The sequence below is a fragment of the Pseudomonas sp. D3-27 genome (assembly GCF_051132165.1).
Lineage (GTDB): Bacteria > Pseudomonadota > Gammaproteobacteria > Pseudomonadales > Pseudomonadaceae > Aquipseudomonas.
Genome location: NZ_CP071667.1, coordinates 1,969,337 through 1,986,276 on the forward strand (window position 1 = coordinate 1,969,337; position 16,940 = coordinate 1,986,276).

The 16,940-nt window shown below is 62.1% G+C and carries 11 protein-coding genes; 5 read left to right on the top strand and 6 right to left on the bottom strand.

Annotated elements, in window-relative coordinates:
- Positions 1–431 precede the first annotated feature (431 nt).
- Both rlmKL and J3P92_RS09190 read left to right on the top strand, forming a co-directional pair.
- Complete coding sequence (gene rlmKL / locus J3P92_RS09185) at positions 432–2,702, top strand: bifunctional 23S rRNA (guanine(2069)-N(7))-methyltransferase RlmK/23S rRNA (guanine(2445)-N(2))-methyltransferase RlmL (RefSeq protein ID WP_434650472.1); 2,271 nt, start codon at positions 432–434, stop codon at positions 2,700–2,702.
- A gap of 141 nt (positions 2,703–2,843) precedes the next feature.
- Positions 2,844–5,228, top strand: a complete 2,385-nt coding sequence (locus tag J3P92_RS09190; protein WP_434650474.1) for a sensor domain-containing diguanylate cyclase — start codon at positions 2,844–2,846, stop codon at positions 5,226–5,228.
- 130 nt (positions 5,229–5,358) lie between these two features.
- Here J3P92_RS09190 and dacB read toward each other — a convergent pair whose 3' ends face one another.
- Positions 5,359–6,825 (bottom strand): D-alanyl-D-alanine carboxypeptidase/D-alanyl-D-alanine endopeptidase, encoded by a 1,467-nt coding sequence (dacB, locus tag J3P92_RS09195; RefSeq protein WP_434650477.1) that lies wholly within the window; start codon positions 6,823–6,825, stop codon positions 5,359–5,361.
- Positions 6,826–7,058: 233 nt separating this feature from the next.
- On the opposite strand from dacB, the gene J3P92_RS09200 reads away from it, so the two are divergent.
- On the top strand, positions 7,059–7,403 hold the full coding sequence (locus J3P92_RS09200) for a YggL family protein (protein ID WP_249875505.1): 345 nt from the start codon (positions 7,059–7,061) through the stop codon (positions 7,401–7,403).
- Between the two features lie 158 nt (positions 7,404–7,561).
- Here J3P92_RS09200 and J3P92_RS09205 read toward each other — a convergent pair whose 3' ends face one another.
- Positions 7,562–8,752, bottom strand: a complete 1,191-nt coding sequence (locus J3P92_RS09205; protein ID WP_434563216.1) for a benzoate/H(+) symporter BenE family transporter — start codon at positions 8,750–8,752, stop codon at positions 7,562–7,564.
- Positions 8,753–8,994: 242 nt separating this feature from the next.
- Between J3P92_RS09205 and J3P92_RS09210 the strand changes: the two genes are divergently transcribed.
- Complete coding sequence (locus tag J3P92_RS09210; protein WP_420764733.1) at positions 8,995–9,759, top strand: GntR family transcriptional regulator; 765 nt, start codon at positions 8,995–8,997, stop codon at positions 9,757–9,759.
- A gap of 120 nt (positions 9,760–9,879) precedes the next feature.
- Here J3P92_RS09210 and guaD read toward each other — a convergent pair whose 3' ends face one another.
- From guaD to xdhA, 4 genes are all read right to left on the bottom strand, one after another.
- Positions 9,880–11,184 carry a guanine deaminase gene (gene guaD / locus J3P92_RS09215; protein ID WP_434650478.1) on the bottom strand — a complete coding sequence of 435 codons (1,305 nt, stop codon included), beginning with the start codon at positions 11,182–11,184 and terminating at the stop codon, positions 9,880–9,882.
- A 19-nt stretch (positions 11,185–11,203) separates the two neighbouring features.
- Entirely contained in the window at positions 11,204–12,040 is an 837-nt protein-coding gene (gene xdhC, locus J3P92_RS09220) for a xanthine dehydrogenase accessory protein XdhC (protein ID WP_434650480.1), read from the bottom strand.
- A gap of 114 nt (positions 12,041–12,154) precedes the next feature.
- The gene (gene xdhB / locus J3P92_RS09225) at positions 12,155–14,554 is read right to left on the bottom strand and encodes a xanthine dehydrogenase molybdopterin binding subunit (protein WP_434650482.1); all 2,400 of its coding nucleotides are present in this window, start codon (positions 14,552–14,554) and stop codon (positions 12,155–12,157) included.
- A complete protein-coding gene (gene xdhA / locus J3P92_RS09230) occupies positions 14,547–16,001 on the bottom strand; it encodes a xanthine dehydrogenase small subunit (RefSeq protein WP_434650483.1) in 1,455 nt (484 codons plus the stop codon). Before xdhA ends, xdhB begins: the two co-directional genes overlap by 8 nt.
- A 278-nt stretch (positions 16,002–16,279) precedes the next feature.
- On the opposite strand from xdhA, the gene J3P92_RS09235 reads away from it, so the two are divergent.
- Positions 16,280–16,939, top strand: coding sequence for a GntR family transcriptional regulator (locus J3P92_RS09235; protein ID WP_420764728.1), 660 nt, complete (start codon positions 16,280–16,282; stop codon positions 16,937–16,939).
- Position 16,940: the final 1 nt, after the last annotated feature.

Below are 16,940 nucleotides of genomic sequence, written 5' to 3' on the forward strand. Positions count from 1 at the left end.
CCGAGGTGTTGACGCCGTTGCGACGTCAACCTGTGGTGAGTTCTAACCAAAGCGTCACACGGATGGAATGATCGTTTTGTCATAAGCACGTAACATTAAAGATGCTAGGGCGATAAGTAACATGATGTTCAACACCCGCTTTTGAGCAAGACCCCTGTATGATCAGCCCTGCGCCGAAAGGCGGTCGCCATGGTCGGATGAGAATGTCCCCCTGTTGCACTCGGGTACTATTCGACAAAAGGGGTGACTTTTCACAATTTGTTGCACAGAATTTTTTTATCTGTACACGCATCTAAGCTCTTTGAACCTGAGCGGCGAGTACGGAACGGCACACGCTCGTGCCACGCGGGTGCTCTTGAGAAAAGCACCTGATTGAACCCGGCCCGGCAATGCGTTGCCCGGCCCACTTAGCCAAAGGCTCTGGAAATCCCATGTCCGACCGTTTCGAACTCTTCCTCACCTGTCCCAAGGGCCTCGAAGGCCTGCTTCTTGAGGAAGCCGTCGGGCTTGGCCTTGAAGAGGCGCGCGAGCACACCTCGGCCGTTCGCGGCAGCGCTGACATGGAGACAGCCTATCGGCTCTGCCTATGGTCGCGCCTGGCGAACCGCGTGTTGCTGGTGCTCAAGCGCTTCCCGATGAAGGACGCTGAAGACCTTTACCACGGCGTACTGGATGTCGATTGGCAAGACCACATGCTGCCCGATGGCACCCTGGCGGTGGAATTCAGCGGTCACGGCTCGGGCATCGACAACACCCATTTCGGCGCCTTGAAGGTCAAGGACGCGATCGTCGACAAATTGCGCACCCCTTCGGGCGACCGTCCTTCCATCGATAAGCTCAACCCGGACCTGCGCATCCACCTGCGCCTGGACCGTGGCGAAGCGATCCTTTCCCTGGATCTCTCGGGCCACAGCCTGCACCAGCGCGGCTATCGCTTGCAGCAAGGCGCCGCACCATTGAAGGAAAACCTCGCCGCCGCGATCCTGATCCGCGCCGGCTGGCCGCGCATTGCCGCTGAAGGCGGGGCGCTGGCCGACCCGATGTGCGGCGTCGGCACGTTCCTGGTGGAAGCCGGCATGATCGCCGCCGACATGGCGCCCAACTTGCGTCGTCAGCAATGGGGCTTTACCGCCTGGCTCGGCCATGTGCCGGCGCTGTGGCGCAAGCTCCATGAGGAGGCCACCGAGCGCGCCGCCGCCGGACTGGCCAAGCCGCCGTTGTGGATTCGTGGCTACGAGGCCGACCCACGGCTGATCCAGCCGGGCCGCAACAACGTCGAACGCGCGGGCCTGAGCGAGTGGATCAAGATCTACCAGGGCGAAGTCGCCACTTTCGAACCACGCCCGGACCAGAACCAGAAGGGCCTGGTGATCTGCAACCCACCGTATGGCGAGCGTCTGGGTGACGAAGCCAGCCTGCTGTATCTCTACCAGAACCTCGGCGAACGCCTGCGCCAGGCCTGCCTCAACTGGGAAGCGGCGGTGTTCACCGGCGCGCCGGACCTGGGCAAGCGCATGGGCATTCGCAGCCACAAGCAGTATTCGTTCTGGAACGGCGCCTTGCCCTGCAAGCTGCTGTTGATCAAGGTGCTGCCGGATCAGTTCGTCACGGGCGAGCGTCGCACCCCGGAACAACGCCAGGCCGAGCGTGAACAATCCGCCTACGACCAGGCCCCGGATGTCCCCCAGGAGCGCCAGTACAACAAGAACGGCAACCCCATCAAGCCAGCCCCGGCACCCGCCCCGGTGATCGAGCAGGCGCGCCTGAGCGAAGGCGGGCAGATGTTTGCCAACCGGCTGCAGAAAAACCTGAAGTTGCTGAGCAAGTGGGCCAAGCGTGAGGGCGTGGAGTGCTATCGCGTCTACGATGCCGACATGCCCGAATACTCGATGGCCATCGACCTGTACCACGATTGGGTACACGTCCAGGAATACGTCGCGCCCAAATCCATCGATCCGGAAAAGGCCTCGGCCCGGTTGTTCGATGCGCTGGCGGCGATTCCCCAGGCCTTGAATGTCGACAAGAGCCGCGTGGTCATCAAGCGCCGCGAGCGCCAGAGCGGCACCAAACAGTACGAGCGCCAGAGTGCCCAAGGCAAATTCACCGAGGTCAGCGAAGGCGGCGTGAAGCTGCTGGTCAACCTCACGGATTACCTGGACACGGGGTTGTTCCTCGACCACCGGCCGATGCGCCTGCGGATCCAGAAGGAGGCAGCCGGCAAGCGTTTCCTGAACCTGTTCTGCTACACCGCGACCGCCAGCGTCCACGCCGCCAAGGGCGGTGCGCGCAGCACCACCAGCGTCGACTTGTCGAAAACCTACCTGGACTGGGCGCGACGCAACCTGTCCCTCAATGGCTTTTCGGACAAGAACCGCCTGGAGCAGGGCGACGTCATGGCCTGGCTTGAAGCCAGTCGCGAGGAGTACGACTTGATCTTCATCGACCCGCCGACCTTCTCAAACTCCAAGCGCATGGAAGGCGTGTTCGACGTGCAGCGCGACCACGTGCAACTGCTCGACCTGGCGATGGCGCGCCTGGCGCCGGGCGGCGTGCTGTATTTTTCCAACAACTTCCGCAAGTTCCAGCTCGAAGAAAACCTGGCCGAGCGTTATGCGGTGGAGGAAATCACCGCCAAGACCATCGACCCGGATTTCGCCCGCAACGGCAAAATCCACCGCGCCTGGAAAATCATGGCGCGCTGATCTCGAGGCATTGGATCCAGCGAAGCCTTGAAATACAAGGCTCCCGGGCATCATTGGGGCTGGCTAAAGTGATGGCAGATAGCTATAACTAGGCTGTGGCCGGGGCTGTACATATGCCTGGTCCCTTTCTGAGTTATGTGTATGGCATTACATCAGGTGCGTCCCAGAATCCTGGGCTTTATCAGTGAAGATGTTTCGGCATGGCTAGTGGCGTCCCTGGTCCTGATGACGGGCTTGCTGCTGACCGGTTTGCTGGCCTGGGGCACGCTGAACCTGTTCAACCAGCAATTGCGCCAGCGCTTCGAACTGCAAGCCGAAGAGCGTTATAGCCGCCTCCAGGAACGTTTCCAGGATCAGGAGCAACGCCTCGACAGCCTGAGACGTTTCTTCGCCAACTCCTCCGGGGTTTCCAACAGCGAGTTCCATGGCTACACCGAAGCCCTGCTGCGGCGCACCCGGGCCTTTGCCTGGGCGCCCCGGGTCTTTCGGGACGATCGGCAGCCGTTTGAACAACAGGCGCGGGCCGAGGTGTCTGGCACCTATGCCATTCGCGAACAGGATGAAGCCGGTATGTTGCACCCGGCCATAGAACGGGACGAATACGTTCCGGTGCTGTACGTCCAGAGCCAACCGTCCTATGGCTCGCCGCTGGGCCTGGATCTTCTTTCGCAGCCGTTACGCCGTGTGACGCTGGAGCGGGCCCGCCAGCGTAACGCCCTGGTGGTTTCCCAACCGGTTAACCTGATAGGGGTCGACCCGGCCTTTTCCCGCGGGGTCGTGCTCGCAGCCCCCGTGAGTCGGCATCTGGCCGGTGAGCCGTTCGGATACGTGGTGGCCGCCGTCAGCATGCGCCAGTTGGTCGCCGATGACCTGCCTGCGCCAGGCCGCGACAATCTGTCGATGCGTGTGATCGACCTATCCGATGGCGATCATGGGGAGGTGCTGTACGAGACGTCGGACCAGCCGGGCAAAAGCGATTTGGCAGCGACCCGATTACTGCGCCTCGCGGACCGGGACTTCCGGATCGAATTGCGTCCCAGCCGCCTGTTCCTGTCGAGCAACCATTCCAGCGTGACAAGCCTGACAGTGCTGGGCGCATTGCTCAGCCTGTTACTGAGCGCGTTGTTTTATACGCTGGTCAGCCAACGGCAGCGGGCCCTGGCACTGGTGGAGCAGCGCACCCGGGAATTGCGGGCCCGGGAGTCGGAACTGCGTGGCACCCACGGCCAACTGCGGGGCGTGCTCGATGCCGCGACCCAGGTTGCGATCATCGCCACTGACCTGCGCGGTGTCATCACTACGTTCAATGCCGGCGCCGAACAGATGCTCGGCTACCGCAGCTGTGACGTCCTGCAAAGCATGACCCTGGAGAGCCTCCACGTTCCCCGCGAGTTGCAACACCGGGCCGCACAACTGGCGGCCCGCTTTGGAAAACCGATCCCGACATGTCACGCGATGTTGCTCGAGGGCGGCGAACAAAGTGGACAACAGGCTCGTGAGTGGACCCTGGTGCGCCGCGACGGCAGTCACCTGACGGTCAACATGTTGGCCACGCCTGTGCTCGATGAGCAGGGATTATGGGTCGGGCACCTGGCGATCTGCATCGACGTCACCGAGCGCAAGCGCGTCCACGAAGCGCTGGCGGCGAGGGATCTGCTGTTGAAGAAACTCAGCGCCCATGTGCCTGGCGGCATCTATCAATTCAAGATGGATTTCAACGGCGGGTTCAGTGTGATCTACGCCAGCGATGGCATCCGCGACATTTATGAGTTGGAGCCCGATGTGCTGGTGCGGCACGCTGATGCGATTTTCTCGCGTATCCATCCATCCGACAGCGCACGGGTACGCGCGTCGATTCGCACCTCGGCCGATACCTTGAGCCCCTGGCGGGAGGAGTACCGGGTGCAACTGCCGCATCGCGGGCTGCGTTGGGTGCGTGGCGAGGCGACTCCCGAACAGTTGCCCGGCGGCGGCGTGTTATGGCACGGCTACATTTCCGACATCTCGGACCTCAAGCGCGTCGAGGAAGAGCTGCGGGCGCTGTCGGTCACCGACGCCTTGACCGGGATTCGCAACCGGCGCTATTTCCAGGAACGCCTGACGACGGAAATGACCCGGGTCGAACGTGGCTCCGGGGAGCTGACGGTGGTCATGCTCGATATCGATCATTTCAAGCGTATCAACGACCAGCACGGCCATGCGGTGGGGGACCGGGTGTTGCAGGCGGTCTGCCAGCGGATCACCCAGCGACTGCGCCGCACCGATGTGTTTTGCCGGCTGGGCGGGGAGGAGTTCGTGGTGCTATGCCCGGATACCGACAGCGAAAGCGCCTACACGCTGGCGTTGGGGTTGTGGGATGGTCTTCGCAGCGCGCCGATTGACGACGTGGGCACCATCACCGCCAGTTTTGGCGTGGCCAGTTGGCGCGCCGGCGAAGGCGCCGATGCGTTGCTGCTGCGGGCTGACGCTGGGGTTTACGCGGCCAAGCAGGCAGGACGGGATCGGGTCGAGGTGCAGTTGGCATAATGGCTTCACGCTAACCGCTGCGGGAGTGAGCTTGCTCGCGATAGCGGTGTCTCAACCAGCATCGATGTGTGCTGGTCGACCGAATCGCGAGCAGGCTCGCTCCCACATTGGGTTGGTGTTGGGGCCTGGCTCAGAGCAGCGACGCTGCCTGTGGCAGTTTCGGCTGGCGATACAGGTCCAGCAGCACCTGGTCCAGCACGGAGGAAGCGCCCCATGGCTTCGGATCGTTGAGGATGGCCACCACCGCCCAGGTATTGCCATTGATGTCACGGCTGTAGCCGGCAATGGCGCGGACGGTGTTCAGCGTGCCGGTCTTGATGTGGGCTTCGCCCGCCATGGCAGTGGTCTTCAAGCGTTTGCGCATGGTGCCGTCGGTGCCGGCGATGGGCATCGAGCTGACGAATTCCGCCGCGTACGGGCTGCGCCATGCCGCTTGCAGCATCGCCGCCATTTCCCGGGCGCTGACCCGTTCCGCGCGGGACAGGCCCGAGCCGTTTTCCATCACCAGGTGCGGCGCCGTGATGCCTTTCTTGGCCAGCCATTGGCGTACCACTCGTTGCGCCGCCTTGGCGTCGTCACCGTCGGCCTCGTTGCGAAACTCCGCGCCCAGGCTCAGGAACAGTTGTTGGGCCATGGTGTTGTTACTGTATTTGTTGATGTCGCGGATGATCTCCGCCAGGTCCGGGGAGAACGCCCGGGCCAACAGTTTGGCGCTCTTCGGGGTCGCGGCCAGGCGGTCGTTGCCCTGGATGCTGCCGCCAAGTTCTTTCCAGATCGCCCGCACTGCGCCAGCGGTGTAGGTGGCATGATCAAGCAGCGACAGGTAGGTCTGGGAACTGCAACCCTCGCCGAGCTGGCCGCTGACGGTCACCGTCATGCTGCCGTCCGCCTGGGCCACCGGGTTGTAGCGCACGCCGCCGGTGCATTGCTTGGAGTTGGCGGCCTTGACCACGTTTTCGATGCGGATGTTGGCAATGGGAGGCTCCACCGACACCAGCACCCGGCCCCCGTCATTGCGGGCCACGAAGCGCAGGGCCTTCAGGTTGACCAGCAGCGAGTCGGGCTTGACCAGGAAGGGCTTGTTCACATCGTTGCCGTCGTCGTTGAACTCGGGCAATTGCGGCTGGATGAAAAAGCTGCGGTCGAGCACCAGGTCGCCGGTGACTTGTTGCACGCCGTTGGCCCGCAAATCGCGCATCAACAGCCAGAGCTTCTCCATGTTCAGCTTGGGGTCGCCGCCGCCCTTGAGGTACAGGTTACCGTTGAGGATCCCGCCGCTGAGGGTCCCGTCGGTGTAGAACTCGGTTTTCCACTGGTGGTTCGGCCCGAGCATTTCCAGGGCCGCGTAGGTCGTCACCAGCTTCATGGTGGACGCCGGGTTCACCGAGACGTCGGCGTTGTAAAGCGTCGGGATGCCGGGGCCGTTGAGCGGCACCATCACCAGGGAGAGGGCGTTGTCTTGCAGCTTGCTGTTCTTGAGGGCCTTTTGCACATTGGGCGACAGGGCGGTGTTGATGGTGGCGGCGCTGGTGGAGACCGGAAAGGCCAGGGGAAGAAGAAGGCTGGCCAGAAGCAGTGGACGCAAAGATTTGATCATGTGAAGTAAAACCCTGCAGGCGAGGGGAGAAAAGACGAGGACATGAAAATGAACGTCCTCAACGGTCATGAAAGTTCGGCATTATGCCCCAAGGCGCAACGGCTTGTGCCGTGCCCAAGCCCGCCGAAGCGGTATTTTTTTACCGACGGTAGGCACAGATGCCCGATGAGTCGGGCAATCGACGCACCAAACTGGTAAAGTGCCGGCCGTTATTACTTATGAGGATTGTTTCAATGGCGACTAACCGTTCCCAGCGTCTGCGCAAAAAGCTGTGCGTGGATGAATTTCAAGAGCTGGGTTTCGAACTGAACCTGGATTTCAAAGAAGATCTGGCCGATGAGGCTATTGACGCTTTCCTCGACGCTTTCCTGAAAGAAGCCATGGAAGCCAACGGCCTGGGCTATGTCGGCGGTGACGACTACGGCCTGGTTTGCCTGCAGAAGCGTGGCTCGGTTACCGAAGAGCAGCGCGCTGCCGTCGAAGCCTGGCTCAAGGCCCGTCCTGAGCTGACCAGCGTTGAAGTCAGCCCGTTGCTGGACGTGTGGTATCCGGAAAAGCCGATCAATTCGAAGGCTTGATGTTAAAAAAACCGGCGACCTTCACAGGTGCCGGTTTTTTTGTGCCTGTCTGTTAAGTAATTGTCGTCCTTCAGGCCGCTTTCGCGAGCAGGCTCGCTCCCACGAGGTTATGTGAGCGACACAAGTCCCCTGGGGGAGCGAGCCTGCTCGCGATGCTTTTAAGCGTTGCGCCAGTTGAGGATAAGCAACGTCAACACCCCCGCCACAATTCCCCAGAACGCCGAGCCGATGGAAAACAGCGTCAGCCCCGACGCCGTGACCATGAAGGTGATCAGCGCCGCTTCCCGTTCCTTCGCTTCGCTCATGGCGATGCTCAGGCCGTTGATGATCGACCCGAACAGGGCCAGCGCCGCGATGGACAGCACCAGTTCCTTGGGCAGCGCCGCGAACAACGCCGCCAGTGTCGCGCCGAAAACCCCGGCAATTCCGTAGAAAACTCCACACCACACGGCCGCCGTGTAGCGCTTGTTGCGATCTTCGTGGGCGTGCGGCCCGGTGCAGATCGCTGCGCTGATCGCAGCGAGGTTGATGCCATGGGAGCCAAACGGCGCCAACAGCAGCGAGGCGATGCCGGTGCTGGTGATCAACGGCGAGGCCGGTACGTTGTAGCCATCGGCGCGCAGCACCGCGATGCCGGGCATGTTCTGCGAGGTCATTGCCACCACGAACAATGGGATGCCGATGCTGATGGTGGCGGCCAGGGAAAAGTGCGGCGTGGTCCAGACCGGCGTCGCGACTTCCAAGGCAAAACCGCTGAAATCCAGGAGCCCCAGCACGCCCGACAGCGCCGTGCCGACCAGCAGTGCCGCCAGCACCGCATAACGTGGCGACAGGCGCTTGACGATCAGGTAGGTGAAAAACATCCCCAGCACCAGACCGGTGCGGTGCTGGGCCGCGACGAAAATCTCGCTGCCGATCTTGAACAAAATGCCTGCCAGCAACGCCGCCGCCAGGGAGGCAGGAATACGCTTGACCAGGCGCTCGAAGCTGCCGGTCAGGCCGCAGATCGTGACCAGGACCGCGCAGGTGATGTACGCGCCGATGGCCTCGCCATAACTTACGCCGCCGAGGCTGGTAATCAGCAGCGCCGCGCCGGGTGTCGACCAGGCGATGGTGATGGGCGTGCGGTAGCGCAGCGACAAACCGATGGAGCACACCGCCATGCCGATGGAGATGGCCCAGATCCACGAGGAAATCTGCCCGGTGGTCAGGCCCGCCGCTTGTCCGGCCTGGAACATCAGCACCAGGGAACTGGTGTAACCGGTCATCATGGCGATGAAACCGGCAACGATGGCCGAGGGCGATGTATCGGCCAATGGACGAAGTGGCGCGGTCGTGACTTCGGTCATGGTGGGCGGCGGTCCTTGTTGTAGATTGACTGGGCGGGTGGCGCCACAGGTTCGGGTTTAAAGCCTAAACTCAACGCACCGACCGGTCGCGATACAGCCGTGTCCGCAAACAGCCGTACAGTCGTGTTGCCATCAGAGGTTGTGTACAATCGCCGTGTTTTTTACGCGATACTTGCCAGCGACCCGCTGTGCCGTATTACAGTCACGGTTAAATCGCCGCAGTTCTCCCGACTCGAGTGCCCATGAACGAACAGTTGCAGCCCCTCAAGAAACAACCGCGAGCTGGCAAAGCCGGCCGCAGCGGAACCCAGGACGATATTGTCTATGCGCACATTTTCGAGGCCATCCTCGAACAGCGCCTGGCGCCCGGTACGAAATTGAGCGAAGAGGCGCTGGGGGAGATTTTCGGGGTCAGCCGCACGATCATTCGCCGCGCGCTGTCGCGCCTGGCCCATGAAGGCGTGGTGTTGCTGAGGCCCAATCGTGGCGCGGTGGTTGCCAGCCCAAGTGTCGAAGAGGCCCGCCAGGTGTTCTTCGCCCGGCGCATGGTGGAGAAGGCGATCACGGAGCTGGCGGTCCAGCACGCCACGGCCGAGCAGCTTGCCGAGCTGCGGCAGATGGTCAGCGACGAGCGCGACAGTTTTTCCCGTGGCGACCGTGGCGCCGGCATCCGGCTGTCGGGCGAGTTCCACCTGAAACTGGCCGAGGCGGCAAAAAACGCACCGCTGATCAGTTTCCAGCGCAGCCTGGTGTCCCAGACTTCGTTGATCATTGCCCAGTACGAAAGCGGCAACCGCTCGCACTGTTCCTATGACGAACACACCCAATTGATCGACGCCATCGAGGCCCGTGACGCGGCTTTGGCGGTGAACCTGATGATGCATCACATGGACCACATCGACAGCAAGCTCAACCTCGACGAAGAAAGCGCGTCGGATGACTTGCACGCGGTGTTCTCGCACCTGTTGCAGAGCAAGAAGCCGGGGCGTTCGCCTGCCAAGCTCTGAGGGTTGAACCAGTCATACCGCCAATCGCGAGCAAGCTCGCTCCCACAGGGTTATGTGTACACCACAAATCCACTGTGGGAGCGAGCTTGCTCGCGATAGCGTCCTGGCAGGCAATACAACCTACCGCTGGTGCACCAACCGACCCGCCGCATAAGTCTGCGCCACCGTCCGGTCATCCCCCAGCGTCATCAGCACGAACAACCGCTCGGCAATGTTCTTGGCCTGCTTCAGGCGATAGCTCAACAGCGGCGTGGCGTTGTAGTCCAGCACCAGGAAATCCGCGTCCGTTCCCGGTTGCAACGTCCCGATCTTGTCTTCCAGGCGCAAGGCCCGGGCCCCGCCGAGGGTGGCCAGGTACAGCGATTTGAACGGGCTCAGCCGCACCCCTTGCAGTTGCATGACCTTGTAGGCTTCGTTCAGGGTTTGCAGCAGCGAGAAACTGGTGCCACCGCCCACGTCGGTGCCCAACCCTACGTTCACTTTGTGCTTCTCGGTCATTGGCAGGTTGAACAGCCCGCTGCCCAGGAACAGGTTCGAGGTCGGGCAGAAGGCAATGGCCGAACCGGTCTGGGCCAGGCGCGCGCACTCGTCGTCGCACAAGTGAACGCCATGGGCGAACACCGAACGTTCGCCGAGCAACTGGTAGTGGTCGTAGACGTCCAGGTATCCCTTGCGCTCCGGGAACAATTCCTTGACCCATTGCACTTCCTGCAGGTTCTCACTGATGTGGGTCTGCATGTACAGGTCCGGGTATTCATTGAGCAACTGGCCGGCCAGGGTCAGTTGCTCCGGGGTGCTGGTCGGCGCGAAGCGCGGCGTCACGGCGTAGTGCAGGCGACCCTTGCCATGCCAACGCTCGATCAATGCCTTGCTCTGGGTGTAGCTGGATTCGGCAGTGTCGACCAGATAGTCCGGGGCGTTGCGGTCCATCATCACCTTGCCGGCAATCATGCGCAGGTCGAGCTTCTCGGCCACCTCGAAAAAAGCATTCACCGATTGGGGATGTACGCTGCCAAACACCAGGGCCGTGGTAGTGCCGTTGCGCAGCAGTTCCTTGACGAAAATATCCGCCACTGCCTCGGCGTGGGCCGGGTCGGCGAATTGGCTTTCGCAAGGGAAGGTGTAGGTGTTGAGCCAGTCCAGCAGTTGCTCGCCATAGGCGCCGACCATACCGGTCTGAGGCAGGTGGATATGGGTATCGATGAGGCCTGGAGTGATCAGCGCATCCGGGTAATGGGCGATTTCGATATCCGCCGCCAGGGTCGGCAGCAGCTCATGGGCGTGGCCGATGGCGCTGATCTGGCCATTTTCCACCACCAGCAGGCCATCCTCGAAATATTCATAGGACGCCTCGATGCCAACTTCGGCCGGGTCGGCGAGGCTGTGGAGCAGGGCGGCGCGGTAGGCTTTGCGTGTCAGGGGCATGGTCTGTCTCGATAAAAGATTAACGCTGGCTGCGGCGCGAAACCGGCAGCAACTTGGCAATGGGTTCGGCGCGCGAGGTATGCTGGCCGAAATCCGCGTTATAGGTGGCGATGATTTCGCCGGCGATGGAGATGGCGATCTCCACAGGCAATTTGCCTTTGACTTCGCCAATGCCCATCGGGCAACGCATACGTTGCAGGGTGCCGCTGTCGAAGCCGCGATCCCGCAAGCGGTGTTCGAACTTGACCCGTTTGGTCTTCGAGCCGATCAGGCCGAAATAGGCGAAGTCGTTGCGCTTGAGAATCGCGGCGCTCAGTTCCAGGTCGAGCTGATGGTTGTGGGTCATGACGATGCAGTAGCTGCCGGCGGGCAAGTCGTCGACTTCATCCAATGGCTCTTCAGTGACGATCTTGCGCACACCATGGAGTAACTGTTCAGGAAACTCCGCCTCCCGCGAGTCGATCCAGCGGACCCGGCAGGGCAGGCTTGCCAGCAACGGCACCAAGGCCCGACCGACATGGCCGGCGCCAAACACGGCGATCTGCGCCTGGACCTGCCCCATGGGTTCGAACAGCAACACGGTGACGCCGCCGCAGCACTGGCCAAGGCTGGCGCCGAGGCTGAAACGCTCCAGATGCGTGTTCTGCTGGCCGCTGGCGAGCATCTGCCGAGCGATTTCCATGGCCTTGTATTCCAGGTGACCGCCACCGATGGTGTCGAACGTCTGGCTGGCGCTGATGACCATCTTCGAACCGGCGTTGCGCGGCGTGGAGCCAAGCTCTTCGATGATCGTCACCAGCACGCAGGGTTCACCGCGGGTTTGCAGGTCGGCGAGGGCGCTGATCCAGTTGTACATGTTCACCTCGACATCTCTGTTGTCTGTTCGGCCGCTTTCGCGAGCAGGCTCGCTCCCACATTTGCAACGCGGTCCCTGTGGGAGCGAGCCTGCTCGCGAAGGCCGCGCCGCGGTTTAAAGTGAAGCCAACTCGACCTCGGCTTGCGCAGGCTTCACAGCCTTCAACTGCCGCATCTGCTCACACCCCCACAACACCCGCTCCGGCGTCGCCGGCGCGTCGATCTTCGGTTGATGCCGGTAATCCCCCAGACTCGCCACGGCGTCCTTGATGGCGCACCACGCGGCGATGCCGAGCATGAACGGCGGCTCGCCCACGGCCTTGGAGTGGAACACCGTGTCTTCGGGGTTCTTGCGGTTTTCCACCAGCTTGACCCGCAAATCCAATGGCATGTCAGCCACGGCGGGGATCTTGTAGCTGGCCGGACCATTGGTCATCAGCTTGCCCTTGTCGTTCCACACCAGTTCTTCCATGGTCAGCCAGCCCATGCCCTGGATGAATCCGCCCTCGACCTGGCCGATGTCGATGGCTGGGTTCAGCGAGGCGCCGACGTCGTGAAGGATGTCGGTGCGCAGCATCTTGTACTCGCCGGTGAGGGTATCGACGATCACCTCGGCGCACGCCGCGCCGTAGGCGTAGTAGTAGAACGGCCTGCCACGGGCCTGGCTGCGGTCGTAGTAGATTTTGGGGGTCTTGTAGAAACCGGTGCTCGACAGCGAGACCTGCGCGAAATACGCCTGTTGAACCAGTGCCTCGAAGGTCAGGATGTGATCGCGCACCCGCACGTGGCCGTTGTGGAATTCCACGTCTTCCTCGCTGACCTTGTATTGCCGCGCGGCGAACTCCACCAGGCGCCGCTTGATGGTTTCGGCGGCATTCTGCGCCGCCTTGCCGTTCAGGTCGGCGCCACTGGACGCGGCGGTGGGCGAGGTGTTCGGCACCTTGTCGGTGTTGGTCGCGGTGATCTGCACGCGGTCCATTTCCACCTGGAATACCTCGGCCACCACTTGGGCGACCTTGGTGTTCAAGCCTTGGCCCATCTCTGTGCCGCCGTGATTGAGGTGGATGCTGCCGTCGGTGTAGACGTGAATCAACGCGCCGGCCTGGTTGAGGAAGCTGGCGGTGAACGAAATGCCGAACTTCACCGGTGTCAGCGCCAGGCCCTTTTTCAGGATCGGGCTGCCTGCGTTGTAGCGGCGGATCGCTTCGCGGCGCTCGGCGTATTGGCTGCTTTGTTCAAGCTCGGCGGTCATCTCTTCGAGCATGTTGTGCTCGACGGTCTGGTAGTAATGCGTGACGTTGCGCTCGGTCTTGCCGTAGTAGTTGGCCTTGCGCACCGCCAGGGGGTCGAGCCCCAGGTGCCGGGCGATAGCGTCCATCACCTCTTCGATGGCGACCATGCCTTGGGGGCCGCCGAAACCACGGTAAGCGGTGTTCGAGGCGGTGTTGGTCTTGCAGCGGTGGCCGTTGATCGTTGCATCGCCAAGGTAGTAGGCGTTGTCGGCATGGAACATCGCTCGGTCGACGATCGAGGCGGACAGGTCCGGCGAGCAGCCGCAATTGCCAGCCAGTTCCAAGGCAATGCCGTGCAGACGACCGGTGCTGTCGAAGCCGACGTCGTATTCGATGTAGAAGGGATGGCGCTTGCCGGTCATCAGCATGTCTTCGAGCCGGGGCAGGCGCATCTTGGTCGGCTGGCCGGTGAGGTGCGCGATGACGGCGCACAGGCACGCCGGGCTGGCGGCCTGGGTCTCCTTGCCGCCGAACCCACCGCCCATGCGACGCATGTCCACCACCACTTTGTTCATCGACACGCCGAGCACTTCGGCCACCAGCTTTTGCACTTCGGTGGGGTTCTGGGTCGAGCAGTAGACGATCATGCCGCCGTCTTCGGTGGGCATCACCGAGGAAATCTGGGTTTCCAGGTAGAAATGTTCCTGGCCGCCGATGTGCAGTGAACCCTGGATGCGATGTTCGGCGCTTGCCAGCGCCGTGGCTGAATCGCCGCGCTGGTGGGTATGGCTGTCGAGCACGAAATGCCGCTTGCGCAGCGCCTCGACCACATCCAGCACCGGTTCCAGGTCCTCGTATTCGACTATGGCCGCCATGGCTGCCTTGCGCGCCGTTTCGAGATCCCTGGCGGCAACGGCCAGAACGGGTTGACCAACGAACTGCACATCGTCGATCGCCAGCAGCGGGTCACCGGGCAGCAACGGGCCGATGTCCTTCAGGCCCGGGATGTCCTGGTGGGTAATGGCGATGCGCACGCCTTCGAAGGCGTAGCAAGGCGCGGTGTCGATGCGCAGGATCCGCGCGTGGGCGCGGTCCGAGAGCCGGGCATAGACGTGCAATTGGTTCGGGAATTCCAGGCGGTCGTCGATGTACTGTGCCTCGCCTGAAACGTGCTTCGCGGCGCTGTCATGCTTGACGCTGCGGCCCACGCCGGTGGTGAGGTCGAGGGCGAACAGTTGCGCCAGTTCGGCTTGGGTCTTTTCTACGGCGTGATGATTAGACATAAGCGGTCACCCGAGTCTCGATGTGGGGCGTTTGCAGTTCGATGAAATATTTGCGCAGCAGGTTGCGGGCGCTGAGCAGGCGATATTCCTTGCTGGCGCGGAAGTCCGACAGGGGCGTGAAATCCTCCGCCAGGGCCGCGCAGGCGCGTTCGAGGGTGCTGTCGGTCCAGGGCGCGCCGATCAGCGCGGCCTCACAGTGCTTGGCGCGCTTGGGGGTCGCGGCCATGCCACCGAAGGCCACACGTGCCTCGCGGACCATGCCGTTGTCGATGCGCAGGTTGAACGCCGCGCACACGGCGGAAATGTCGTCGTCCAGGCGCTTGGAGACTTTGTAGGCGCGAAACGCTTGCTCGGCGCTGGCCCGGGGCACGATGATCTTTTCGATGAATTCGCTTTCCTGGCGGGCGGTGACCCGGTAATCGATGAAATAATCTTCCAGGGCCAGGGTGCGGCGAGTCTGGCCTTTGCACAGCACAATCTGCGCGCCGAGGGCGATCAGTAGGGGCGGCGAGTCGCCAATGGGCGAGGCGTTGCCGATGTTCCCGCCCAGGGTGCCCTGGTTGCGGATCTGCAACGAGGCGAAGCGCTGCAGCAGTTCGCCGAAGTCCGGATATTCGGCTTGCAGGGCCTCGTAACAATCGGAAAGCGCGGTGGCCGCGCCGATTTCCAGGCGATCATCGAAACGCTCGACGCGCTTGAGTTCGGCGACGTTGCCCACGTAGATCATCACCGGCAGGGTGCGGTGGAACTGGGTGACTTCCAGCGCCAGGTCAGTGCCGCCGGCCAGCAGCCGTGCTTGTGGGTAGGCGTCGTAGAGGTCGGCCAGGTCAGCCACGGTCAGTGGCACCAGGCAGCGTTTGTCGCCACTGTTGAGTTCTCCGGTCTCGGTCGGTGCGATGGCTTTGAGGCGGGCAATGGTCTGGGCCTCACGGGCGTCGAACTGGTCGGGCTGCTTGGCGCAACAGGCCTGGTCGGCGGCGGCCAGGATCGGCCGGTAACCGGTGCAGCGGCACAAGTTACCGGCCAACGCTTCGTGGGCCTTATGGGCGTCGGGCTGCTCGCTGTTCTTTTGCAGGGCGAACAACGACATGACGAAGCCCGGGGTACAGAAACCACATTGCGAACCGTGGCAATCGACCATCGCCTGCTGGACGCTGTGCAGCTGGCCATCGTGCTTGAGGTCTTCGACGCTGATCAATTGCTTGCCGTGCAGCGACGAGACGAAGGTCAGGCACGAATTGAGGCTGCGGTAGCGAATACGCTCGCCACCTTCTGCGTCCGTCTCCAATTCGCCCACCACCACGGTGCATGCGCCGCAGTCGCCGCTGGCGCAGCCTTCCTTGGTGCCGGGTTTACCAACGTGTTCGCGCAGGTAATTGAGCACGGTCAGGTTCGGGTCCAGGGCATGCTCGCTACGGAGTTCCTGGTTGAGTAAAAACTGGATCACGGAAGGCCTCGCAGATTCATTATTGTTGTATCGACGTGAGCTGAATTTAGCAGTTCTGACTTTTCGGTCAATGATTTTCTGACTTAAAGGTCAAGAAATACCGTTTTGTCGATAAAACCCTTGGGAGCGAGCTCGCTCTCACAGGCTCTCTTTCACCAAGAGGGCAGGCACTTTTTGCTTATATCGTGCCAAAAACCAGGTGGAGGCCCTGCGCCATGACGTATTGAGTGCGCTACACTGCGCCGCTTGTGCAGATCTGAAGAGTTTGAAGGACAACCATGACGTTCAAGGCCCCGGACAGCCTCGCCGAGCAAATCGCCCATCATCTCGCCGAGCGCATCATTCGCGGCGAAATGAAGCCGGGAGAGCGCATCCAGGAGCAGAAGGTTACGCTGGCGCTCAATGTCAGCCGCGGTTCGGTCCGCGAGGCCTTGCTGATCCTGGAGCGGCGTCACCTGATCGCCATCTTGCCGCGCCGTGGCGCCCACGTCACCGAGCTCACCGAACACAAGGTGCGCAGCCTTTGCGCATTGATGAGCGAGCTCTATATCCTGCTGGGCAATGCAGTGGCGCATGGTTGGAAAGAGCAGGCCGACATGGCGCCGTTCGTGGCGATCCAGCAGCGCCTCAAGGAAGCCTACGAGCGCCAGGACATCCGTACGTTCGTCGACGATAGCTTCAGCGTGATGCGAGCAGCCTATCCCTTTGCCAACAACCCTTATCTGCAGGAAACCGTTGAAAACCTGCAACCGGCCATGAGCCGCGCCTATTTCCTGGCTCTTGAGCAGCGCAAGGCGGAAATGAGCGAATTCCTCGACCTGTTCCAGCGCCTGCTCGCGGCCGTGCTGGCCCGTGATCTGCCGCAGATCCGCACTGTGCTGACGGCTTACGCCCAGCGCAGTTGCGATCTGGTGGTTTCGGCCCTGACGGCGGCCTGAC